Source organism: uncultured Sphaerochaeta sp., from assembly GCF_963676625.2.
Classification (GTDB): Bacteria; Spirochaetota; Spirochaetia; order Sphaerochaetales; family Sphaerochaetaceae; genus Sphaerochaeta.
The window spans coordinates 1-20692 of record NZ_CAXXYB010000003.1; the positions used below are offsets into that span (position 1 = coordinate 1).

The 20692-nt window shown below is 46.4% G+C and carries 20 protein-coding genes and 3 pseudogenes; 14 read left to right on the top strand and 9 right to left on the bottom strand.

The features are described from left to right. A pseudogene (locus ACHZBG_RS02755) lies at positions 1-277 on the top strand (ribosomal RNA small subunit methyltransferase A); the annotation flags it as partial. On the opposite strand, the gene ACHZBG_RS02760 reads toward ACHZBG_RS02755, so the two are convergent. Beyond that, the gene (locus ACHZBG_RS02760; protein WP_320127917.1) at positions 228-1616 is read right to left on the bottom strand and encodes an MATE family efflux transporter; all 1389 of its coding nucleotides are present in this window, start codon (positions 1614-1616) and stop codon (positions 228-230) included. The pseudogene ACHZBG_RS02755 and the gene ACHZBG_RS02760 sit on opposite strands and share 50 nt — an antisense overlap. Before the next feature lie 123 nt (positions 1617-1739). Further along, positions 1740-2741 carry a phosphate acetyltransferase gene (pta, locus tag ACHZBG_RS02765; RefSeq protein ID WP_320127918.1) on the bottom strand — a complete coding sequence of 334 codons (1002 nt, stop codon included), beginning with the start codon at positions 2739-2741 and terminating at the stop codon, positions 1740-1742. 119 nt (positions 2742-2860) lie between these two features. Here pta and ACHZBG_RS02770 point away from each other — a divergent pair, with 119 nt between their 5' ends. Genes ACHZBG_RS02770 through ACHZBG_RS02785 form a run of 4 tightly spaced genes read left to right on the top strand, consistent with a single transcriptional unit; the run spans position 2861 to position 6663 of the window. Next, positions 2861-4024 (top strand): MFS transporter, encoded by a 1164-nt coding sequence (locus ACHZBG_RS02770; RefSeq protein ID WP_320127919.1) that lies wholly within the window; start codon positions 2861-2863, stop codon positions 4022-4024. 29 nt (positions 4025-4053) lie between these two features. After that, the gene (locus tag ACHZBG_RS02775) at positions 4054-4803 is read left to right on the top strand and encodes a prephenate dehydrogenase/arogenate dehydrogenase family protein (RefSeq protein ID WP_320127920.1); all 750 of its coding nucleotides are present in this window, start codon (positions 4054-4056) and stop codon (positions 4801-4803) included. After that, positions 4800-6104, top strand: a complete 1305-nt coding sequence (gene mtaB, locus ACHZBG_RS02780; RefSeq protein ID WP_320127921.1) for a tRNA (N(6)-L-threonylcarbamoyladenosine(37)-C(2))-methylthiotransferase MtaB — start codon at positions 4800-4802, stop codon at positions 6102-6104. Before ACHZBG_RS02775 ends, mtaB begins: the two co-directional genes overlap by 4 nt. Continuing rightward, positions 6097-6663 carry a GNAT family protein gene (locus ACHZBG_RS02785; protein ID WP_320127922.1) on the top strand — a complete coding sequence of 189 codons (567 nt, stop codon included), beginning with the start codon at positions 6097-6099 and terminating at the stop codon, positions 6661-6663. Before mtaB ends, ACHZBG_RS02785 begins: the two co-directional genes overlap by 8 nt. On the opposite strand, the gene epsC is transcribed toward ACHZBG_RS02785, so the two are convergent. Together epsC and ACHZBG_RS02795 are read right to left on the bottom strand one after the other, a co-directional pair. Beyond that, positions 6657-7580 (bottom strand): serine O-acetyltransferase EpsC, encoded by a 924-nt coding sequence (epsC, locus tag ACHZBG_RS02790; RefSeq protein WP_320127923.1) that lies wholly within the window; start codon positions 7578-7580, stop codon positions 6657-6659. The genes ACHZBG_RS02785 and epsC overlap by 7 nt on opposite strands. Positions 7581-7638: 58 nt before the next feature. Beyond that, a pseudogene (locus tag ACHZBG_RS02795) lies at positions 7639-8025 on the bottom strand (biotin transporter BioY). A 274-nt stretch (positions 8026-8299) separates the two neighbouring features. Between ACHZBG_RS02795 and ACHZBG_RS02800 the strand changes: the two are divergent. Then, positions 8300-9274, top strand: coding sequence for a biotin--[acetyl-CoA-carboxylase] ligase (locus ACHZBG_RS02800; RefSeq protein ID WP_320127924.1), 975 nt, complete (start codon positions 8300-8302; stop codon positions 9272-9274). 47 nt (positions 9275-9321) lie between these two features. Beyond that, positions 9322-11088: pseudogene (gene argS, locus ACHZBG_RS02805) on the top strand (arginine--tRNA ligase). A 2-nt stretch (positions 11089-11090) separates the two neighbouring features. Here argS and ACHZBG_RS02810 read toward each other — a convergent pair. Beyond that, a complete protein-coding gene (locus ACHZBG_RS02810; RefSeq protein ID WP_320127925.1) occupies positions 11091-11666 on the bottom strand; it encodes a TetR/AcrR family transcriptional regulator in 576 nt (191 codons plus the stop codon). Positions 11667-11811: 145 nt separating this feature from the next. Between ACHZBG_RS02810 and rplU the strand changes: the two genes are divergently transcribed. The 7 genes from rplU (at position 11812) to rsfS (ending at position 15650) form a co-directional block, all read left to right on the top strand. Then, positions 11812-12126, top strand: a complete 315-nt coding sequence (rplU, locus tag ACHZBG_RS02815) for a 50S ribosomal protein L21 (RefSeq protein ID WP_320127926.1) — start codon at positions 11812-11814, stop codon at positions 12124-12126. Between the two features lie 12 nt (positions 12127-12138). Beyond that, positions 12139-12390 (top strand): 50S ribosomal protein L27, encoded by a 252-nt coding sequence (rpmA, locus tag ACHZBG_RS02820; protein WP_320127927.1) that lies wholly within the window; start codon positions 12139-12141, stop codon positions 12388-12390. A 44-nt stretch (positions 12391-12434) separates the two neighbouring features. Further along, on the top strand, positions 12435-13517 hold the full coding sequence (gene cgtA, locus ACHZBG_RS02825) for an Obg family GTPase CgtA (RefSeq protein ID WP_320127928.1): 1083 nt from the start codon (positions 12435-12437) through the stop codon (positions 13515-13517). 13 nt (positions 13518-13530) lie between these two features. Then, the gene (nadD, locus tag ACHZBG_RS02830) at positions 13531-14169 is read left to right on the top strand and encodes a nicotinate (nicotinamide) nucleotide adenylyltransferase (protein WP_320127929.1); all 639 of its coding nucleotides are present in this window, start codon (positions 13531-13533) and stop codon (positions 14167-14169) included. Continuing rightward, positions 14138-14719, top strand: a complete 582-nt coding sequence (gene yqeK / locus ACHZBG_RS02835) for a bis(5'-nucleosyl)-tetraphosphatase (symmetrical) YqeK (RefSeq protein WP_320127930.1) — start codon at positions 14138-14140, stop codon at positions 14717-14719. Before nadD ends, yqeK begins: the two co-directional genes overlap by 32 nt. A gap of 74 nt (positions 14720-14793) precedes the next feature. Further along, positions 14794-15315, top strand: a complete 522-nt coding sequence (locus tag ACHZBG_RS02840; RefSeq protein WP_320127931.1) for a hypothetical protein — start codon at positions 14794-14796, stop codon at positions 15313-15315. After that, positions 15312-15650, top strand: a complete 339-nt coding sequence (gene rsfS, locus ACHZBG_RS02845) for a ribosome silencing factor (protein WP_320127932.1) — start codon at positions 15312-15314, stop codon at positions 15648-15650. Before ACHZBG_RS02840 ends, rsfS begins: the two co-directional genes overlap by 4 nt. Here the strand turns inward: rsfS and ACHZBG_RS02850 are convergent. From ACHZBG_RS02850 to chvE, 4 genes are all read right to left on the bottom strand, one after another. After that, complete coding sequence (locus tag ACHZBG_RS02850; protein ID WP_320127933.1) at positions 15647-16678, bottom strand: LacI family DNA-binding transcriptional regulator; 1032 nt, start codon at positions 16676-16678, stop codon at positions 15647-15649. The two genes, rsfS and ACHZBG_RS02850, sit on opposite strands and share 4 nt — an antisense overlap. A 53-nt stretch (positions 16679-16731) precedes the next feature. Further along, positions 16732-17913, bottom strand: coding sequence for a multiple monosaccharide ABC transporter permease (gene mmsB, locus ACHZBG_RS02855; RefSeq protein WP_320127934.1), 1182 nt, complete (start codon positions 17911-17913; stop codon positions 16732-16734). Then, a complete protein-coding gene (locus tag ACHZBG_RS02860) occupies positions 17910-19454 on the bottom strand; it encodes a sugar ABC transporter ATP-binding protein (RefSeq protein WP_320127935.1) in 1545 nt (514 codons plus the stop codon). The genes mmsB and ACHZBG_RS02860 overlap by 4 nt, the downstream gene beginning before the upstream one ends. A gap of 78 nt (positions 19455-19532) precedes the next feature. Continuing rightward, positions 19533-20618: a multiple monosaccharide ABC transporter substrate-binding protein gene (chvE, locus tag ACHZBG_RS02865; protein ID WP_320127936.1), complete on the bottom strand. Its 1086-nt coding sequence runs from the start codon at positions 20616-20618 to the stop codon at positions 19533-19535. Between the last annotated feature and the right edge of the window lie 74 nt (positions 20619-20692).

The window sequence follows — 20692 nt, forward strand, 5'->3', positions numbered from 1 at the left end:
GAGAGCTGTCCCTTTGGTCGATGCTTCCTTGCGACCCTCTTTTGTGTTGGTCATTCGCGATTTGTTTGCCCAACGTAGAAAGACAGTGAAAAATAACCTGCTGTCAGGAAAAGTAGGCTCAAGCATAGGACGCGAGGGTATTGATGCAGTGCTTCTTGAAAGCAACATCATTCCTTCCAAGCGTGCCGAGCAACTGGATTGGCCACAGTTTCTTGCTCTCAGTGAGGCTATTTCCAGATTTTCTGCCAAACTCCGCTTCGATACCGAAAAAAACTGATAATTCCCCTGAGGATAAGGTCACTCATCATGGCAATCCATATTCCTTGTAATCCTAGGTTGGTTGTTTTCAGAAGAATCCAGGCAAGGGGGAGTCTGAGTATCCACATTCCGGCCAGCGATATTGCAAACGGGCCTTTCATATCCCCGGCTCCCCTGAGCACCCCGAAGACCAATAAGGATAGACCGAAGGCTGGTTCTGCAAAAGCCTCGATCCGAAGCACCTTTGTTCCCAGGGCTATTACTCCCGGATCAGGGGAGAAAAAATGTATGAGCTGGGGGGCAAAGATATACATGAACACTGCCATGGTGCTCATCAACAAGGTTCCTGCAATTACACAATTATCCGCAAACTTCTTGGCCAAGGGAGCATCCCCCTTTCCCAGCGATTGAGCTACGAGGGTCGTGGCTGCCGTAGCGACTCCTGATGGGGGAAGATAGGTAATTGATTCTGCTGTGTTTGCAATATAGTGGGCAGCCAAGGCTGCTGTTCCCAAACTGCTTACCATCCTGGTCAAGGCAAGTTGCCCAAAGGAGAGGGTGGTACGTTCAAGGGCCATAGGTATTCCCAATCTCAAAGCTTGCGCCTGGATATGCCCATTGTATTTCCAGCTTCCTTTCAAGGATATCTTGATTCCTTTCTCCTGGGTAAAAAGTGAGACAAGCAAGAGAAGTGCCGTAAAGGAACAGGCGAGGGTCGTGGCCAGGGATGCCCCGCTTACCCCCATATCCAGTCCCTTGAACGAATGACTCCCAATCGTTACCGAAGGGAAAATGAAGAACAGGTTCAGCATGATGTTGACAAGATTATTGAGTGCATTCAGATATAGGGGAGTCCTGGAATCGCCGCTGCTTCTTAGCAAAGCCCCGATTACAATCATCATGAGATTGGGTATATATCCGATTGCAATATATTTCATGTATTGATAGGCCAGGGGGCTTACCTCTGGAGTAGCCCCCATCCAGACTGGCAGGTAACTGGCTACGACAGAAAGTAAGAGGGTGAGAATACAGCCGTAACCCAGTGAAGCCGTCAAGGCTTGTTTGACGGTTTCTTTTGCTTTCTGTGTATTCCCTGATCCGAGGTTGCGTGCCATCAAGACAGCGAATCCGATTGCTATGGCGTTCATCCAGCCATTTATCAGCCAAATCATGGAATTGTTGATTGAGATTGCCGCAGTAGCTTCGGCACCGAGGGACCCTACCATGGCGGAATCGACATAGGTTACGGTGACTTGGAGAATTTGCTCAACGATGGTTGGCCAGGCCAGATACCAGATTACAGAACGTACGGGAAGTGAAGGGTCAAGCAGATCCCTATTCCGTTTGGAAGCTTGCATGGGAGCTTTCTCCTTGAAAAGCTGACTAATCGTAACGAAAAGTAAATTGAGTGGCAACAGAAATCACATGAAAAAAACGAGGCTCTTGGGAACCTCGTTTTTTTAGGGAAATTTGCTTGTTTTTTAGAGGGTTGCTGCCTGTGCCAAGGTTATTGAGGCTGTAACTACGATATCTTCCACGGAACAACCACGGGAGAGATCGCTTACAGGTTTTGCAAATCCCTGAAGGATTGGGCCATAGGCCTCAGCCCCGGCAAGTCTTTGTACAAGTTTGTAGCCGATGTTGCCAGCCTGGAGGTCGGGGAAGATCAAGGTGTTTGCACTTCCGGCTACTGTTGAACCAGGAGCTTTGCTCTTTGCTACGCTGCCGATGATAGCAGCATCAAGTTGCAACTCGCCATCGATAGCCAAATCAGGGCATTTTGCCTTGACGAGGTTGGTGGCATTGACAACTTTGTCGACCAAATCACCCTTTGCCGATCCCTTCGAGGAATAGGAGAGCATGGCGACCTTTGGTTCAGCCTGAAGGAAGGTTGCACAGGAATTTGCCGAAGCTTCGGCAATTTCTGCAAGCTGTTCTGCTGTTGGATTCGGGATGGTTGCACAGTCGGCAAAGATAAAGGAGCCATTGGCGCCGAGTTCAGTCTTGTCCGTGGCCATTACAAAGCAAGAAGAAGCATACTTGATGCCAGGTTTGCACTTGATGATGGTAAAGGCTGCCAGCAGGACATTGCCCGTTGTGTTTTCTGCTCCGGCAACCATTGCATCGGCTTTCCCGAGGTGTACCATCATTGCACCCCAACGCAAGGGCTGGGTTATTCCTTCAAAGGCTTCCTCTTCGGTCATGCCCTTGTGTTTGCGTAGTTCGTAATATTCCTTACCGAAGGCCTTTCGGTTTTCGCTCGTCTCAGGGTCTTCGATGATGATGCCCTCAAGTGAGGTTCCCAGGGTCTTTGCTGCTGCCTTGACAGCTTCTATCTTACCGACAAGCGTGACTGATCTTGCAATTTTCTCATCGATAATCTTGCGGGCGGCCTGAATGGTTCTCGGCTCCGTCCCTTCTGCAAGCACAAGATTCTTGTTTGCCGCGACTGCCTGTGCTTTCATTTTTTCTGCGAATTTCATTGTTTTGCTCCTTGGCAGGAAATGTATTTTACTTGTTTGAAGAATACCACTATTAACCTTCTTGGAAAAGTGTCGTGGGATGCTGTAATCTCCTTGTTTTGTATGATAGGCTTTGGGCCATGGCAATCCGAAACCTTCTGTTTGGCATGATAGTTGTCTTTGCATTTGCCGGAAACCTTTTTGGCACCATGAGTGCCGATATCCAGCAAACCTGTTCCATTGATTTGACTCAGCTCAGTACCATCATGAGCGTGAGCCAGATTGGCACCTTCATATCCTTCTTGTTGCTTCCTTCCCTCGTTAAACGCCTGGGTTCCTATAGGGTGATGATTTTCGGGATCATAGGGGCAGGGCTCGGATTTTTGGGCATGGGATTTTCTCGTTCCCTTTACTCGTTTGGAATTGCGTTCATGATAAACTCACTTTTAGGGTATTATTATTGGAGTTGCAGCTATAGCGTCATGGTGCTCTGCGACCCAAAACGACGAACGGTAAACATCCCGTTGACCCATTTGATCTATAGCTTGGCCAGTGTAGCCAGTGGTGTCTACATAGCGATGATAAAGGGACCCCGATGGTTCATTGGTTATTACCAGATGTCGGGAATCTTTCTGTTGATGACCTTCTTGTTCTTATTGTCCATGCCCAAGGCCAGGGCAATTCCTGCCTTGATGAAACCTCCCAAAAGGAAAGTACCTTTTCTGGATAGCTTTTCCTTGCTGAGAAAAAGGGATTTCCTGCCATTTTTCTTGTTTCTTATATTTTACAGCTCAGTTGAATTCTGTTGCAGTGTCTATCCCCTGTTGTTTTTCCAAAGACAATTGGGAGCAAGCAGTACCCAGGTTGCCCTTGCGTTCTCCCTATATTATGTCGGGAGTTCCACAAGCCGTATTTTTATCATGCCGGTACTCAAGAAAGTAAACAGTCCGTTTCTCCCCTTGAAGGTGCTTTGTTTCCTTGCATCCCTTTCTTTGGGATTCCTCGCTTTTAGCAATACCCTGTATTATGCTTACCTGACCATGGTCCTGGTTGGTTTTTCCTTCGGGGCCATAAATCCCTCCAGTCAGATTCTTGAGATCATGAGTTGGTCCGAGGATATAGATCAGGTAGCAAATCTTCACATGATCAGTTCCGTCATTGGCAAACTTATCGTTCCTTTGGCAGTCGGAGCTATTTCGCAACGTTATTCTCTGGTATGGGGACTGCTTTTACTCTCAGTGGTCATGGCAATTGCCTTATTCTTTTTGTTTCTGGCCAAATGGTTGCAACGCTCTTCTTGCTAGGTGGCCTTGTTTTCAGTACAATACCCGCCATGGACAGAACAATGAGTATCGGAGTCTACGGCCTTGGCCGTTTTGGGGCTTTCTGGGCACGGGAACTTGCAAACCATGGATTTCGGGTAACAGGATACGGACGAAGTGCAAAACAACCACCGCAAGGGGTGCAATTGGGGACCGAAGATGAGGTCCTTGGCTGTGATGTGCTTTTTTTCTGCGTCTCCATCAGCGCTTTCGCTGAGGTCCTGGAAAAAACAGCCAGTCGTATCGGACCGGCTACCCTTGTGTTCGATACCTGTTCTGTCAAACTCTATCCGGCAAAAAAAATGCGGGAGTTGCTCCCTTCTTCTATCAGAACCATTCCAGCCCATCCGATGTTTGGTCCTGACTCAGGAAAAAATGGAGTGCAAGGCCTTCCGATGGTCCTTTGTCCGGGTAATTGCCCTAAGGAAGATTTTCTCTTCTGGGTAGAGGAATTCAAGAATTGGAAACTGCAAGTCATAGAGATGACGTGTGACCAACATGACCGGGAAGCTGCCTGGTCCCAGGGTATTACGCATTTTATCGGGCGGACGCTCTCTGAGCTCAATCTTCAGGATACCCAATTGGCAACTACCGGGTACAAGACCTTGATGTCTATCGTAGAGCAGACCTGTAATGACCCCTTGCAACTTTTTTACGACTTGCAACGATTCAATCCCTATGCAAAACAAATGCGCATGGGGTTGAAAGGTTCCTTGGACACCGTAATGCAGGTACTCAAGGAACAGGAGATGAGAACATGAACGTTTGTGTATATACGTTGGGTTGCAGGCTCAACCAATGCGAAAGTGAGGCTATTGCCGATTCTTTTGCACAGGAAGGGTTTACCATTGTCGGTGAAGAGATCCCTGCAGAGTTGTATATTGTAAATACCTGTACGGTGACAAGCAAGGCAGAGCAGAAGGCGAGGAGAATGATTCGCAAGTTCGCCGCCATGGGAGTTACCGTTGCAACAGGATGCTATGCCCAGGTAAATGAAGAAGAGCTGGCATCACTTTCTGAAAATGTCATCGTTGTGCCCCTTGAAAAGAAGGCCCATTTGTTGAAGTTGGCAAAACACCTCAACACATCCTTTCTCTCAGGATTCGACCTTCGCTCGGGGTGTTTGTCCTTCTCTGATGGAAAGGCTTCCGTATTTGACTATGATGCCGCCTCTTTTTCCTACCACAGCAGAGCTTATCTGAAAGTGCAGGATGGTTGTGACAATGCCTGTGCCTATTGCAGGGTCCATATTGCAAGGGGCAAGGCCCTTTCCCTCGACTCCGATACCGTTGTCGAACGAGCTCTTGCGCTCGAGGAAGCTGGTTTCAGCGAGATTATGCTTACTGGTGTGAATCTGACCATGTACGACCACCGAAAGGATGGATTGGGTGGTTTGCTGGAAAAATTGCTGGTTAAGCTGGGGCCTTCCATCCGGCTTCGTCTCAGTTCCCTGGAGCCAGACCATATCGATGATCGTTTGCTCGATACCCTACAAGATTATAGGATGCAACCTCATTTCCATATTCCTGTGCAGAGTGCCAGTGACAAGGTTCTTATACGGGTAAACCGGCATTATAGCGTGGAACACCTTACCTCGATTTTGGAACGTCTCAGGCAAGTAAAGGATGATCCTTTTTTGGCAGCCGATGTAATTACCGGCCTTCCTGCAGAGGGTGATGCTGAGTTTGAGGAGACCTTCAGGTATTTTGAAAATCAGAAATTTGCCCAGATGCATGTATTTCCTTTTTCGCCGAGGCCTGACACTGCCTTGTATCTTGCCCATGACAAAGTGCCGGAAAGCCTCAGGGATGAACGGGCCTTGCGCCTGCGACAGTTGTCGCAGCGACTTCATGCAGAATACCTGGCCAGGCAGAGTGGCAAGGAGACCGAGGTAATCCTACAGAACCGCAAGGGTGGCTACTGGTCTGGACTTACTGGCAATTATATTGACGTGAAGGTGTTGGAAGCTCCTCCTTTTTCCAAGGAAGGGCTCTTGTTGAAAGGTACGTTTGGCAAGATTACAGAAAAAACGGCAAAACCAGCTGTTTTGTGCCATGCATAAGCTCTTCGAAACCGAGCATCTTTCTGCTTTTGTCCTTGATCAGACAGGAGCAAGGCAGTTGCTGGCCTATGAATTGAGGAACAGGGAGACCTTCCGGCAGTATTCCATTGCCCGGAACGATAGCTATTTCACCTTGGCCAATTTTCTCTATGTATGCGAGAAGCAACACAGATTGTATGAACAGAAACGAAAGCTTCCGCTGGTATTTACAAAAAAAAATGGGGGAGCCCTGGTGGGCACGGTCAACCTCAATGAAATCGTATTGGGAGTGTTTCGTTCCTGTACCCTGGGATATAGCATTGATACTTCCCTGCAAAGGCAGGGGTATGGCAAGGAGGCAGTATCCAGTGTGCTTTCCTATGCCTTCGACACCCTATTGCTTCACCGGGTGGAAGCGAATATCATGCCTCGCAACGAGGCAAGTCTGGCTTTGGCTTCTTCCCTGAATTTCTGTAACGAGGGACTATCGAAAAACTATCTGTATATCAACGGAAACTGGGAAGACCATGTAAATATGGTTCTTCTCAATGACACGCTTGATATGCAAAGAATTCACTGACGTTTTTTTGATTTCAGGTCACGGAACGTGATTTTGGGTTCCTGCAGCACAACCATGGTATCAGGTGGGACGTTTTCCTTGATCCAGACGTTCGACCCTATCACGGCATTTTCCCCTACGGTTATATCCCCGAGGATAGTGGCATTTGAATAGATGGTGACGTTGTCTTCCAGGGTAGGATGACGTTTGGTTCCCCTTACCAACATCCCGCAAGCATCCTTGGGAAAGCTCAAGGCCCCCAGAGTTACTCCTTGGTAGAGCTTGACATTTTTTCCGATGACAGAAGTTTCCCCTATTACCGTACCTGTTCCATGATCAATGAAGAAGGATGGTCCGATTTCGGCACCCGGGTGAATGTCGATGCCCGTTTCCTTGTGGGCATATTCATTGAACATTCGAGGGATAAGCGGTATTCCCATGCGAAATAGTTCATGTGCAACCCTATGAATCGTGAGTGTCTTGATGCAAGGGTAGGAAAGGATTACTTCCCCTACGGTCCTGGCTGCTGGATCTCCGTCAAACCCGGCCTGGGCATCTTGCTTGAGTGCTAGCCGGATGGATGGTAGCAGAAGGCAGAGTTGCCTGAGGTTTTGATCAGTCTTTTCAACCAACAAGCATTCATCCATATCAGGGTTTTCATATTTATAGGCGAGTAGTATTTGTGTTTTCAACTGAGAGCAAAATTTGTCCAGTTGTCGGGCGAGTATCTCTTCCAAACTCTCAGAGGGTTTGTCGTGGCCGCAACGTCCCGGGAACATCAGTTCCATCAGGTCGTTTGCGATTTCTCCGATAATTAGCATTTGGGGAAGCAGCTTCATCCCATGAAAGTTGGCAGTCCCTGAAATCCTGTCAAAAGTTCCCAGGAATGTCTGTACGTATTCACTTGCATCAAAGCTTTGCTCTTTACATATTTTCATGGCTATACCATACGGTTCTTCATATGGATATTTCAATAGTTGCCACCCCTATTTTTTCTTATTCAGTTTGTTGGGGTGCCAGAAAGGTCCTGATACGTCCTGAAAAACTTTTGGCAACCGTTATGGCTACCACCAATTTGATGCCATCGCCGATCAGGAACGGAAGCATTCCTGCCTTAAGGGCCGCACCCCAACCCAGGTTCAGGTTATACTTCAAGAATGGTACCCCGATAAGATAAATTGCGAGTGTCCCGGCCAATCCACCCAAGAAACAGCCGACTTGCATAGGAGTGTTTCGTACCGGCCTTGGTTCCTAGGTCGCTGCCGATTCCCGCAAGCAAGGCTGCCGGAAGCACTCCTGATCAAGTAGCCTCCCGTAGAGTCCCAACAAGCTTCCCAGACCGCCCCCCGAAGTAAAGACGGGCAAGCCGATTGCTCCGAGCAAAAGATAGATAGCTGTTGAAAAAGTTCCCTAGTTTTCTTCCCCCGAGCATTCCTGCAAGAAAGTACAAACATTGTCTGCAAGGTAATGGGTACGGGAGGCAAGGGGAAACGTAGATAGGCCCCGACAATCATGAGGGCACTGAAAAGTGATGTCACAAATGGTTTTTCTATTGTTCATGAGAATGACCCTATCATATATCGATTTCTACTTGTAAACCTAGTTTTAGGTTGACAATCTACTTGCCTTGCCAGCTTTGTTTCGCTATCATTTTCCCATGAATACCGTTCAAGATGTCCTATCCTATCTTTATGACCATGAGGATACGTATGTTTCGGGCCAATTGATTGCCAGTAACCTTTCGATAAGCCGAAGCGCGATATGGAAAGCCATTGAGACCCTACGGGATGAAGGGTACTGTATCGATGCTGTTACGAATAAAGGGTATCGATTGGTGCCCACGTCGGAATTATTGGATAAAACGCAGCTTGAATCGTTGCTTTCCCCTCATCCCCTGCATTTTTTCGGAGTCATTGATTCCACCAATCGATATGCAAAACAGCTCGCTGGAGAAGGGGCAGTGCATGGGACTGCTGTCATCTCTGCTTTCCAGAGCGAGGGGAGGGGAAGGTTGGGAAGAACCTTTGCCAGTCCCAAGGGCGGAATGTATATAAGTGTGATCCTCCGCCCTCGTTGCAAGACAGAAGATGCCTTGTTGGTCACCAGTGCAGCGGCGGTTGCCGTAAGCAGGGCAGTCAAAAAAGTGTGCAATCTTGAGTTGGGCATCAAATGGGTCAATGACTTGTTTTACAAAAACAAGAAGGTTTGTGGAATACTTACTGAAGGAGTCATTGATGTTGAATCAGGGACTCTCTCTTCGTTGGTCGTTGGAATAGGGGTGAATTTCTCGACACCTTCTACCGCTTTTGATCCACAGTTGCAAATGATAGTCACCTCTCTGTACGATGGGTTTTCCCAGGTTCCTGATGGTGTGGATCCGAACGTCCTGGCTGCCGAGATAGTTCATGGCGTATTGGCCTTGAGCGACATACTTCCCGACAATTCGTTCCTTGAGGAATATCGTCGTAGTTCGATTATCCTGGGAAAGAAGATACTGGTCATCAACCAGAAACAAAAACGGTTGGCAAAGGGTGTGGAAATAGACAACCAGGCCCATTTGACCGTCGAATATCAGGATAGCAGCAGGGAGACCCTGGGAACAGGGGAGATCAGCATCCGGCTTGATGTATGAGTTTTGTTATAGTATAGTTTACCGACTTCTCGGATAAGGAAAATAGTATGTTAGTTAAAGTACGTCAGTTATGGAAAGCTCTTGTAGAAGAGCAAATCGGAATATATACCCATGAATTACTTGGGGACAAGGTTGTCCTTGCTCCTCTTGCCGTCCAGACTCCTCCCAAACCGGAAATGGGTGATATTGCCTTTCCCCTTTTTGCCTATGCCAAGCTCTTGGGGATGGCAGCCCCGAAACTTGCTTCTGAGCTCAAGCTTCGGTTGGAGAAACTTTCAAATCTCCCCTTGGGAGATATAATCGTTGCCGGGCCGTATCTCAATATTCGAATTGATATGTCTGCCCTTGCCAGGGAGTTGTCCAATGAGATTTCAGTGCAGAAAGATGCCTATGGTACCAATGCAACGATGGAGGGTAAGCGAGTGACCGTCGAGTTCAGTTGCCCGAATACCAACAAGCCCCTTCATTTGGGGCATATGCGCAATGATAGCATTGGCCAGAGTATCTCTGCCATTCTCAAAGCCAACGGGGCAGAGGTCAGGAAAGTAAACCTGATCAATAACCGCGGGGTGCATATCTGTAAATCAATGCTTGCCTACCAAAAATTTGGCAATGGAGAGACTCCTGCGTCCACCGGGCTAAGAGGGTGATCATTTTGTAGGGAAGTACTATGTTCAGTTTGCCAATTGGGCATCAAGGAAGATCCTACCGCCGAGGATCAGGCCCAGGCCATGCTTCGCAAGTGGGAAGAGGGCGATTCAGAGGTTATGGCACTTTGGGAAACCATGAATACCTGGACTCTTGAAGGTCTCGCCGACAGCTACAAGACCATGGGAATCAGTTTCGATGCCTTCTATTATGAATCGAACACATATAAATTCGGCAAGGATGAAATTCTCAAAGGCCTTGCAGATGGGGTGTTCTATAAGGAAGAGGATGGTTCGGTGTGGGTTGATTTGGCCCCGATAAATCTTGATAAGAAAGTCTTGCTCAGAAAGGATGGCACAAGCCTGTATATGACCCAGGATGTCGGTACCGCGATTATGCGTCATCAGGATTGGCCGTTCGATTCCTTGGTGTATGTAGTTGCCAGTGAACAGCAATATCACTTCAAGGTGTTGTTCTATGTACTTGGGCTTCTTGGGTATGAATGGGCGAAGGATCTTCATCATCTTTCCTACGGAATGGTGAATCTCCCCGATGGCAAGATGAAAAGCCGTGAGGGTACTGTTGTCGATGCTGATGAATTGGTCAGTCAGCTAAGTGAATTGGCCGCTTTTGAGATACATGAGAAGCAACGTGAGGAGATGGTCGGGGATGTTGCCAAGACTGCCTCAAACATCGCCTTGGGGGCCTTGAATTACTATTTGCTCCAGGTCATTCCGACCAAGGACATGGTTTTCAATCCAGCGGAGTCCATCTCTTTTGCAGGAAATACAGGACCGTATCTCCAATATATGGGAGCAAGGATTTTCAGTATGCTCAACAAATTCGAAGCAGAGAGAGAACAGTACGAAGGTATCGGGTTTGATAGCAGTATGCTCACCTTGAGTGATGAGCGGGAGCTCATCAAACAGCTTGCCATCTATCCTCAGATTGTCGAGAAAGCAGGGGCTGAATTGGATCCCTCCTCCATTTGTACGTATTTGTATGAAGTGTCAAGGCTCTTCAGCAAGTGGTATCACGACAATCCTGTTCTCAAGGCAGGCGACAAGAGTCTTGTCAGAGCCAGAATTGAGTTGTCCAGAATGGTGTTGCAGGTTCTCCAGAATGCTTTCACTCTTATTGGAATTCCCTTTCTCGAATCGATGTAAACCTACTCCATTGCATAGAGTTTACAGAATCTTGCAATGAATCGTTCTTCCTGCCAAGGTATATCGGGATCATTTCCGACCATTGCCTTGGACAGGAAGTTTTGTACTGTGGAACTGAATGTCAGGACAGCCAAATCGAGTTCTTCAATGGCAAGCCTTCTTGAATCCGAAAGGGTCTCCAAAAGGATTCTGCTTTGCCCGTCGACCATTTCCCCCAGGGTTTTGCTTATTGCCCCAGCTTCACTGTGGGTGAGTTTTTCAGATTCTACGATTCTATAGAACCAACAAAGTGGTTCCGTGGTATACATTTCATGCCAGTGATCCATGGCTCTGAGCAGTACTTCTTCAGCGGTTCCTCCAAGTGGTATGGTTACTTGTTGGGTATAGGCAAGTTTTGAGCAGTAATCAAACAGATGGGAAACCAGAGCTTCCCGATTGGCAAAATGATGGAAAATGGATGCCTTGGTAATCTTGTTTTCTTTTGCCAGATTCGAGAGCGAAACGGTATCCAAGCCCTTCTCTGAAGCCATTTTTAACAATGATACGGTAAGTTGTTTTTTCATTTCAGTAGTATGCATGCATTAATACTAACCTATCGGTAGGTAGGTTTTCAAGATGCTTTTCTTTCATTTTAAAGCATTTATATCATTAATTTCTTGTTTTGTTTCTTTGATATATGGTATAAGAACTGAGCACAAACTAATTTTAAGGATGAATATCGGCATGTACGCACTTGTAGAGATTCTCGGAAAGCAGTACAAAGCAGTTGAAGGCGAAACCATTCAAGTTGATTTGATCAGCAAGATGGAAGAAGGTTCTTCACTCGAGTACGCAACTGTCCTCGCCGTTGTCGATGAGAACAGTGCAAAGTTTGGCACTCCCTATATTGCTGACGCAAAGGTTAAAGCAACCTATGTTGGTGATAAAAAAGGTGTCAAGATCAGAGTTTTCAAATATGAAAAACGTAAAGGATATCGCAGGACCCAAGGTCATCGTGAGCGGTATTCGTTGATCACAATTGATCAAATCATTGCATAAGGAGTAAGGAAAATGGCACATAAGAAAGGTGGCGGAAGCTCCCGCAATGGTCGCGATTCCAACTCACAGCGCTTGGGTGTAAAACGATTCGGTGGCCAAGTCGTAAAAGCAGGTGAAATTATTGTTCGCCAGCACGGAACAGTATTTCATCCTGGTCAGAATGCCGGTGTGGGTTCTGATTATACTATTTTTGCAAAGGCTGCAGGTACTGTCTTGTTTCATGTACGGAACAATCGTAAGTACATCAGCATCGTAACCGAGTAGTAGTTATTCAACGAAAATGGCCCCAGGCCAGAGAAAACTAACGCATGTTTGGATTTTCAGATGAGACCTATATTGATGTTGCCTCCGGAAACGGGGGCAACGGTTGTGTTTCTTTCCGACGGGAAAAATATATCCCCAAGGGAGGCCCGGACGGTGGTGATGGTGGCCGTGGCGGGGATGTCGTCTTTGTCGTAAAAAATAATCTCAGAACTTTGGGGCATCTCAAGATGGTTCGATCTTACCGGGCAGAAAACGGTAGGAATGGTTCAGGAGCAAAATGTTACGGTAGGGATGGCGTGAATATCGAAATTCCCGTTCCTCCGGGTACTGTTATCAAAAATGCCCAGACGGGAGAGATAATCAAGGACCTTACGGGACTTGATAGTTGGACGTTCCTTATAGGAGGCCGCGGGGGTCAGGGGAACTTTCATTTCAAGAGTTCAACCAGACAAACTCCTCGTTTTGCCCAGCCAGGGGAAAAAGGCTCGGAAATGCGTGTAGGGGTGGAGCTTTTAGTCATTGCCGATATCGGCTTTGTCGGCTTTCCCAATGCAGGTAAATCTTCCTTGCTCAATATGTTGACCAATGCCCGGACAAAAGTTGCAGGATATCCTTTCACGACAAAAATTCCTCAGCTTGGTATGTTCCGGTATGGGGATCATGATATAGTACTTGCTGATATTCCCGGACTTATAGAGGGAGCCAGCCAAGGCGCCGGAATGGGAATTAAGTTTCTCCGGCATATCAGTCGTACGACAGGATTGGCGTTTCTCATAGATTTGAGTGATGATCGCTATCTTGAAGCCTATGAGGTGTTGTGCCAGGAGCTTCAATCCTTTGAACCCATGCTCTTGGAAAAGAAGCAGGTTCTCATCGGTACCAAAATGGATGAGCCCGATGCCCCCGAACACTTGAAGCAGTTGCAAGCAAAATATCCGGATAAAGAAATCCTTGGACTTTGCGTGTACTATGAACAAGGGGTAGAGGAAGTAAAGCAGGCCTTTATCAAGATGGTAGGAGATGCAGAGAATCCTGCGCTCCAGGTTCTCAAGGCAAGTACCGTTGGTGGTTTTTCCTCTGTTATCGATCATGATGCAGAGTATCCTGAAGAACCTTTCGAGCAATAGGAGGAGAATGGTAATGGTTTCGGTAGTTCCTACAGCCATGGTCGGGGGAAGTTTTGATCCCGTTCACCTGGGGCATCTTCATTTGGTGCACACGGTGTTGAATTCAACGAACTACCGTCGCTTCATTTTTGTTCCTGTTGCCTTGAATAATTTTAAGCGTGGAGCAAGACTGGCAAATGCTGAAGACCGGCTTGCCATGCTGCGTCTTGGGTTTGATGCCTATAGACGGCTCTATCCCGAGGATCCTGAATGTGAACTGTTGGTCGATGACTGTGAATTGAAAAGGGGTGGGGTTTCCTATACCTATGACACAGTCAAACATCTGTATCTGCAGTACAGCATCAAGGGACGGCTCGGTTTTGTCATGGGAGATGACCTTTTACCGGGGTTGCACAAATGGCATGAATTTGACGCCTTGAAGGAGCTTGTCTCCTTTGTGGTTATTCGTCGGGATGCCTCTGCCCCTGAATTCAAGGATTCTTCCCTGGATTTGGAATTTGTAGACAATGCCGTGTATGATGATTCTTCTTCAGAAATTCGTATGGCTTGTGCAAATTTATCAGGCGATGAGCTTCTTGGAGAAGAGATACGTTCCTTGATGTGCGAGGAGGTTGCTGATTATGTTCAGCAAAACAAACTTTATCGCTCTTGAGCAGGAAGTTCGTTCACGTATGAGCGAACGACGCTATCTCCATAGTCTGGGGACAGCTCAAACCTGTGTCAATCTTGCTCAGCAATTCAATGAGGATATATCACTTGATGAATGCTATGAGTGTGGATTGCTGCATGATATTGCACGTGAGTGGCCTGATGCGAAGCTTCAAGGCTATAGCAAGGAACATCAATTGGTTCTGGAACCAGAAGAGAAACTGATTCCCATGTTGCTTCATGGTCCAGTGGCTGCAGATATACTCAAACAACGCTATAGCCCGTCCTTGTGCCTTGCCGTTCGATACCATACGCTCGGAAGTATATATATGGGAAGAATGGGGCTGATCCTTTTTATTGCAGATTTTCTGGAACCGGGAAGAACCCATCTTAGTGGGGACCAACGGGATTCCTTGTTGGCAAAAAAGAGTCTGGAAGAGGTGTGTAGCGGATTGCTCGATAACCAGGACGCTTATTTTGAAAGCAAAGGCAAGAGCTCCGCTTTTACTTCCGTGGCCTTGAGGAAATTTTTGAGGGAGGGAGGGGAGCTTTGAGAAAGCTTCGCAGCCAAGGTTTCTTTTTTGTATGTATTCTCAGTTTCCTCTTTATAAGTTGTAATGGGGAAAGTGTGCATGTAAAATATGGAATGTTTGGTTCGGAGGCTATTGTTCTCCTGGAAAAAGGATCATCCCTGATTGTCCTTTCGATTCCTCCTGACTTGGTTGATGGTTATGCGCAGTATGTAGGGTTGGACAGACAATCGGCAGTCCAGACTTTGGTAGGTTTTCCTTCCGATGGGATGTTTGGTACAAATAGGGAAAATTTAGCCCGCTTAAGGGAGTTGACAGAAATCTTGGCAGTAGAAACCCTTGGTGTATCGAAAGGGATGGTTACTGACCAGATTCGATTGGATGCGTTGGTTGGCAGCGCAAGAGTCTTGAGGAAAACAGCCTTGCCCGATACACTGCAAAGGCTCAGTGGTCTGGATTCCATTCTGGATCGGATTTTGGATGTGAAATACTGCCATGCCTATGATTTAGGCCAGTTTATCACAATAGATGCAAAGACGGATTGGGAAGCGCTTGGCCTGTATATCAGGCAATGGCTGGCAGAAGCCTTGCTTCTTGACCTAAGGAGAAATATATCATGACTGATTTGACTAGTTCCAATGCAAATATCATTGGCCAGTTTCTTGAGGACCACAAATGCAAGGATATCAATATTATTGATGTAAGCGGAGAATGCTCGTGGTCAGATTGCTTTGTAATTGCAACAGTAAACAGTGTAGGCCACCTCAAGGGTGTCGCCCATGAATTGTGGAGTGAGCTCAATAGTCTGGGCCTTGAAGTAAACAACCGTCACAAAAACCCTCAGGGAGATGGTTGGGAATTGATTGACTGTGGCAGTATCGTTGTCCACCTCATGAGCTCAGAGCTTAGGGATTTCTATTCCCTTGAAAAGCTCTGGCAAAAGAAAGACCTTTAGTCTTCGATATTCTCCCGGATTTTGATTATCGTATTGGTAATCGAATCCGAGAGTGGCGTTCTTTGATTTCCCATCATATAGGAAAAGAGTTTCTGTATTGCTCTATAGCCTTGTTGAATCGGTTCTTGGCAGAGGGTGAAGGAAATGATTTTTTGTTTGACCAGCATTTTTGTGGTGGGAATATCATCGAAGGTGACCACTTTAACCGAGGATTCCTTATTCAACGCAATGACTGCCCTACAAGCTCCCTCCACTCCTGCCGCTACTACGTAGATGCAGTTGATCTGAGGATTCTTTTCTAATATTTCCAAGGTTATTGCATAAGCATGTTCATTGTCATCCAGGCTTTCTTGAGTTTGTATGACTTCAAAGGGAAGTTTCCTTTCTTCCAGACCTTCCAAGAATCCCTTGATTCGTTCATTGTGTCCATGAATATGAAAAGAGCCTGTCAAAATGAGCAAGGATGCCTTTTCCTTGCAAATCATGGAAAGTAACCCCGCTGCCGTTTTTCCCCCATGGTAGTAATCCGGCCCAATATAACAAAGCCTACCACTGTCAGGGATATCGGTATTTACGCAAACAACAGGGATTCCTTTTGCAATGGTGGCTTCAATCGCTTGCTTTACTTCAGGGACATCGACTGAAGTGATACAAAGCGCCGTATAGTTTTTCTCTTTCAAGGCATTGATTGTCCGGACATGCACTTCCGTATCAAAGGACTTTACTTGCATGATGTCAACGGAAACCCCAAAATCAGAAAGTTCCCTTTCTGCCATTCTGAGTCCATCGATGAGGTCATCGAAGAAAGGGTTTCCTATGGAGGGCAAGAGGCAACCAAAGGTCATTGGTTGCTTGAGCGCAGCCAAGGCTTTTCCTGCCTTGTTAGGGAAAAAACCAAGACGTTCGGCAATTTCCCTGACTTTGATTGCCACTTCGGGTTTTACGCCTGTCCTGTTGTGTAAAACCCGATCTACGGTTCCCCTTGAGACACCTGCTTCCCGGGCTATATCCTTTATTGTTACTGCCAATTGAATTTCCTTTTCAAAAAGTGTACCGAAAGGTCGTCCCCAAGGCAATCTCTTTAATTTGATTTAACTCGCTTTTTGCTCAGTACATCAAAGACAACAGCTCCCAATACAACGATTCCCTTGACTGCTTTTTGCCAGTTGGAATCGATACCCACTATTGACATTCCATTGTTCAGTACTCCCATGAAGATTGCTCCGATAACGGCTCCCCCTACAGTCCCTGTTCCGCCATAGGCCGATGCCCCACCTATGAAGCAAGCTCCAATGGCATCCAATTCATAGTTGGTACCGGCCGTTGGTGCAGCCGAGTTGAATCGGGCAACACAGACCAAGGCGGCAACTGCTGAAAGAAATCCCATATTGGTATATGCAGAGAAGAGAACTCTATCAGTGTTTATACCTGATAACTTTGCTGCCTTTTCATTGCCACCTATTGCATACAGATGCCGTCCTGGAACTGTACTTGAGGTATAATAACTATAGGCCAGCACGATTACGGCCAATTGGATCAGTACTACAGGAATTCCCTTATGTTTTCCAAGCAAGGTGAATACAAACATCACGGCCAAGGAGATGAAAACCAAACGGGTAATCGTAAGACCCAGATGATCTGTCTGATATCCCTTTCGTTTCTTGTTGAACCTGTCGAAGACAGCATAGGCTACGTATATGAGGCAAATGATTATTCCTGTTATAAACGTAACGGCAAAAATAGTCTCGGGGTTATCTGTTGCGGGAAGATAGGTCGTAAAGTATTTTTGATAACTCTCTGGAAAAGGAGAAATGGTCAGTCCGTTGAGGATGAGCAAGGCAACACCTCTCCAAAGCAACATACCTGCCAGGGTGACAATAAAGGGCGGTATCCTGACATAGGCAATCCAGAATCCCTGCCAAGCCCCGATCAAGATTCCTACTATCAGACAGATGATGATGGAAAGGAAGATATTGAGATGCAGGTTGACTACAAGAGTTCCCGCAACAGCTCCTACCAAGGCTACGATGGAACCGACGGAAAGATCAATGTTTCCACCTGTGAGTATGCAAAGCAACATGCCGGAAGCCAGTATTACGACATATGAATTCTGGCTGATGATATTGGAAATATTTGCCGGGGCAAAAAGAGATCCCCTGCCTTGACTGACAATGAGAACCTGAAAGAAAAGCATGGTTGCTATCAAGGCGATGAGCATTGAGTTTTTCTTCATGGAGTTTTTTACGAGGCCTGTATTGATCATTCTTGGTTCGCTCCTTTGTTTGATTGCAAAATACACTTCATGATTGCTTCCTGGGTGGCATCCTTTTGAAGTAGTTCTCCTACCATGCGGCCCTCGTTCATGACATAAATCCTATCGCACATGCCCAGTATCTCCGGCAATTCGGAAGAAATCATCAAAACAGATTTTCCTTCCTCTACCAATTGATTGATGATGCCGTAGATTTCATACTTGGCGCCGACATCAATGCCTCTTGTCGGTTCATCGAGAATCAGTATATCAGGTTCAGCAAAAATCCATTTTCCGAGCAAGACTTTCTGCTGGTTTCCTCCGGAAAGATCATTCACGTTTTCCCTCACCGAAGAGCATTTTGTATGGAGTTTTTCACTCACGTCCTTGGAAACGTGGAATTCCTTATCCCTGTCAATTATCTGATGACTGCTGATTGCCTTGAGATTGGCAAGGGTAGTATTCTCCATGATGGATTTGGACAATATGAGACCATTGCCTTTTCTGTCCTCTGTAACATAGGCAATCTTATTTTCAATTGCAGTTTTGACAGAATGCAGGAAGACCTCTTTTCCCTCGATAAAGGTCTGTCCGGTAATATCACGTCCATAGCTGTGACCGAAAAGGCTCATGGCAAATTCAGTACGTCCAGCGCCCATCAAACCGCTGATACCTACAACTTCGCCCCTATGCATGGTGATGGAAATATCTTCACAAACTTTTCTGCCCTCATAAATAGGATGGAAGACATTCCAGTTCTTGACTTCAAAACTTACCGGACCAATATTCGGTATTCGTTTCGGGAATCGATCGGTAAGACTTCTACCGACCATTGCGCTGATTATTTCATTTTCATTGAAGGCGTGTTGTTTTTTATCCAGGGTCGTTATTACCTCACCGTCTCGAATCACGGTGATTTTATCAGCGATATAAGATACTTCGTTCAACTTATGCGAGATGAGGATGGAGGTCATGCCATTTTTCTTGAACTCCAAAAGAAGGTCCAGCAATTTCAACGCATCCGAATCGTTCAAGGAAGCTGTCGGTTCATCAAGAATGAGTATCTTTACATTCTTTGCCAGGGCCTTGGCTATCTCTACGAGCTGTTGCTTGCCCACCCCAATATCCTTTATGGGAATTCTCGAGGATTCTTTCAAACCTACCATTCTGAGTAATTCATCTGCCTTGGAGTAGGTATGGTCCCAATCAATCTTCATGTACTTGCCTTGCTCATTTCCAAGAAACATGTTTTCCCCGATGGTTAAATAGGGGACCAAGGCAAGTTCCTGGTGAATGATAACAATTCCCTTGTTTTCACTCTCCTTGATCGTGTGGAAAGAACATTCCTCACCGTCAAGGATAATTTGCCCGCTGTATGTTCCTGCCGGATAGATCCCGCTGAGGACATTCATCAAGGTCGATTTCCCTGCTCCGTTTTCTCCTACGATGGCATGGATTTCTCCTTCCGTTATGTGTAGGCTGACATCATTGAGCGCTATGACTCCCGGAAATCGTTTGGTTATCTGTCTCATTTCCAATAAGGTATTTTCCAATTGAATCCTCCACCCAAGAGAAGTAGCAGGCGGGTATTTGCGTACCCGCCTGGAATAAAAATAGGAATTGCGATAGTTCTAGTTGATTGCGAGATCAGATTCCTTGTAATAACCGCTGTCGATCAAGAGCGCCTTGTAGTTGTCCAAGGTTGCAAAGACAGGATCACAGAGATAGGAGGGGATGATTCCCGTTCCATTGTCATAGGTCTTGTTGTCATTGATTTCAACGGTAGAGCCTTTGACGATTGCATTGACCATGTCCACGACTTTGCTGGCCAAAGTACGGGTATCCTTGAAAATTGACATGCTCTGCAAGCCTTGGAGCATATTCTTCACTGCGGGTTTATCACAGTCCTGACCGGTAAGAATCGGGAAGTTGTCCTTGGTATAACCGGCTGCTACAAGAGCATTGGTTATTCCATTGGCTACGGAGTCATTGGAGGAAAGCACTGCATCGAGCTTGTTGCCCTTTGGTCCGTATCCATTGGCAGTAATCAAATTTTCCATTCTCTTCTGGGACTCTTCGGTTGACCAGTTGGGGGTTGCACATTGTGCCTTGGAAGTTTGGCCAGAGCGAACGATGAGCTTGCCGCTCTTGATATAGGGTTCTAGAATGGACATGGCTCCACCAAAGAAGAAGTTGACATTGTTGTCATCAGGAGATCCTGTGAACAATTCAATGTAGAAGGGGCCTTTTGCGGAATCAAGCTTTAGGGCATCCCGAATGAATGTTCCCTGGATGGTTCCAACTTTGTAGTTGTCAAAGGTCGCATAGTAGGAAACAGCATCGCTATTCATGATAAGACGGTCATAGGCGATAACTGAGATTCCCTTTTGCTTGGCAGTCTTCAGGACTTCCGTCAAGGCAGATCCATCGATTGCAGCAATGACCAAAACTTTGCAATTGGTAGTAATCATGTTTTCAATTTGGGCTACCTGGGTTGGGATATCGTTGTCCCCTGCATATTGCAGATCAACTTTATATCCTGCCTTCTCAAGTTGGGCCTTCATATTCGATCCGTCTTGATTCCATCTTTGGAGACTCTGGGTTGGCATCGAGACACCAATCTTTGCTACAGAAGAAGTTGTTTCCGTGTTGCCTGCTGCGAACATTGCTGAAGTTGCAACCAACAAAATCAACAATACACTCAATACTTTTCTCATACATCACTCCTTATTTACTGGATTTCTCCAAGTTTGCTTTGTAAGTGAGCATGTGACACGAGAATGTAGACCAT

Excerpts from the sequence above, each read along its gene's own strand:
- mmsB (WP_320127934.1), bottom strand. The coding sequence starts at position 17,913 with ATGATCAATACAGGCCTCGTAAAAAACTCCATGAAGAAAAACTCAATG.
- rpmA (WP_320127927.1), top strand. The coding sequence starts at position 12,139 with ATGGCACATAAGAAAGGTGGCGGAAGCTCCCGCAATGGTCGCGATTCC.
- ACHZBG_RS02770 (WP_320127919.1), top strand. The coding sequence starts at position 2,861 with ATGGCAATCCGAAACCTTCTGTTTGGCATGATAGTTGTCTTTGCATTT.
- rsfS (WP_320127932.1), top strand. The coding sequence starts at position 15,312 with ATGACTGATTTGACTAGTTCCAATGCAAATATCATTGGCCAGTTTCTT.
- epsC (WP_320127923.1), bottom strand. The coding sequence starts at position 7,580 with ATGAAAATATGTAAAGAGCAAAGCTTTGATGCAAGTGAATACGTACAG.
- ACHZBG_RS02775 (WP_320127920.1), top strand. The coding sequence starts at position 4,054 with ATGGACAGAACAATGAGTATCGGAGTCTACGGCCTTGGCCGTTTTGGG.
- chvE (WP_320127936.1), bottom strand. The coding sequence starts at position 20,618 with ATGAGAAAAGTATTGAGTGTATTGTTGATTTTGTTGGTTGCAACTTCA.
- cgtA (WP_320127928.1), top strand. The coding sequence starts at position 12,435 with ATGTTTGGATTTTCAGATGAGACCTATATTGATGTTGCCTCCGGAAAC.
- ACHZBG_RS02800 (WP_320127924.1), top strand. The coding sequence starts at position 8,300 with ATGAATACCGTTCAAGATGTCCTATCCTATCTTTATGACCATGAGGAT.
- pta (WP_320127918.1), bottom strand. The coding sequence starts at position 2,741 with ATGAAATTCGCAGAAAAAATGAAAGCACAGGCAGTCGCGGCAAACAAG.
- mtaB (WP_320127921.1), top strand. The coding sequence starts at position 4,800 with ATGAACGTTTGTGTATATACGTTGGGTTGCAGGCTCAACCAATGCGAA.
- rplU (WP_320127926.1), top strand. The coding sequence starts at position 11,812 with ATGTACGCACTTGTAGAGATTCTCGGAAAGCAGTACAAAGCAGTTGAA.
- ACHZBG_RS02760 (WP_320127917.1), bottom strand. The coding sequence starts at position 1,616 with ATGCAAGCTTCCAAACGGAATAGGGATCTGCTTGACCCTTCACTTCCC.
- ACHZBG_RS02785 (WP_320127922.1), top strand. The coding sequence starts at position 6,097 with ATGCATAAGCTCTTCGAAACCGAGCATCTTTCTGCTTTTGTCCTTGAT.
- ACHZBG_RS02810 (WP_320127925.1), bottom strand. The coding sequence starts at position 11,666 with ATGCATACTACTGAAATGAAAAAACAACTTACCGTATCATTGTTAAAA.
- yqeK (WP_320127930.1), top strand. The coding sequence starts at position 14,138 with ATGTTCAGCAAAACAAACTTTATCGCTCTTGAGCAGGAAGTTCGTTCA.
- nadD (WP_320127929.1), top strand. The coding sequence starts at position 13,531 with ATGGTTTCGGTAGTTCCTACAGCCATGGTCGGGGGAAGTTTTGATCCC.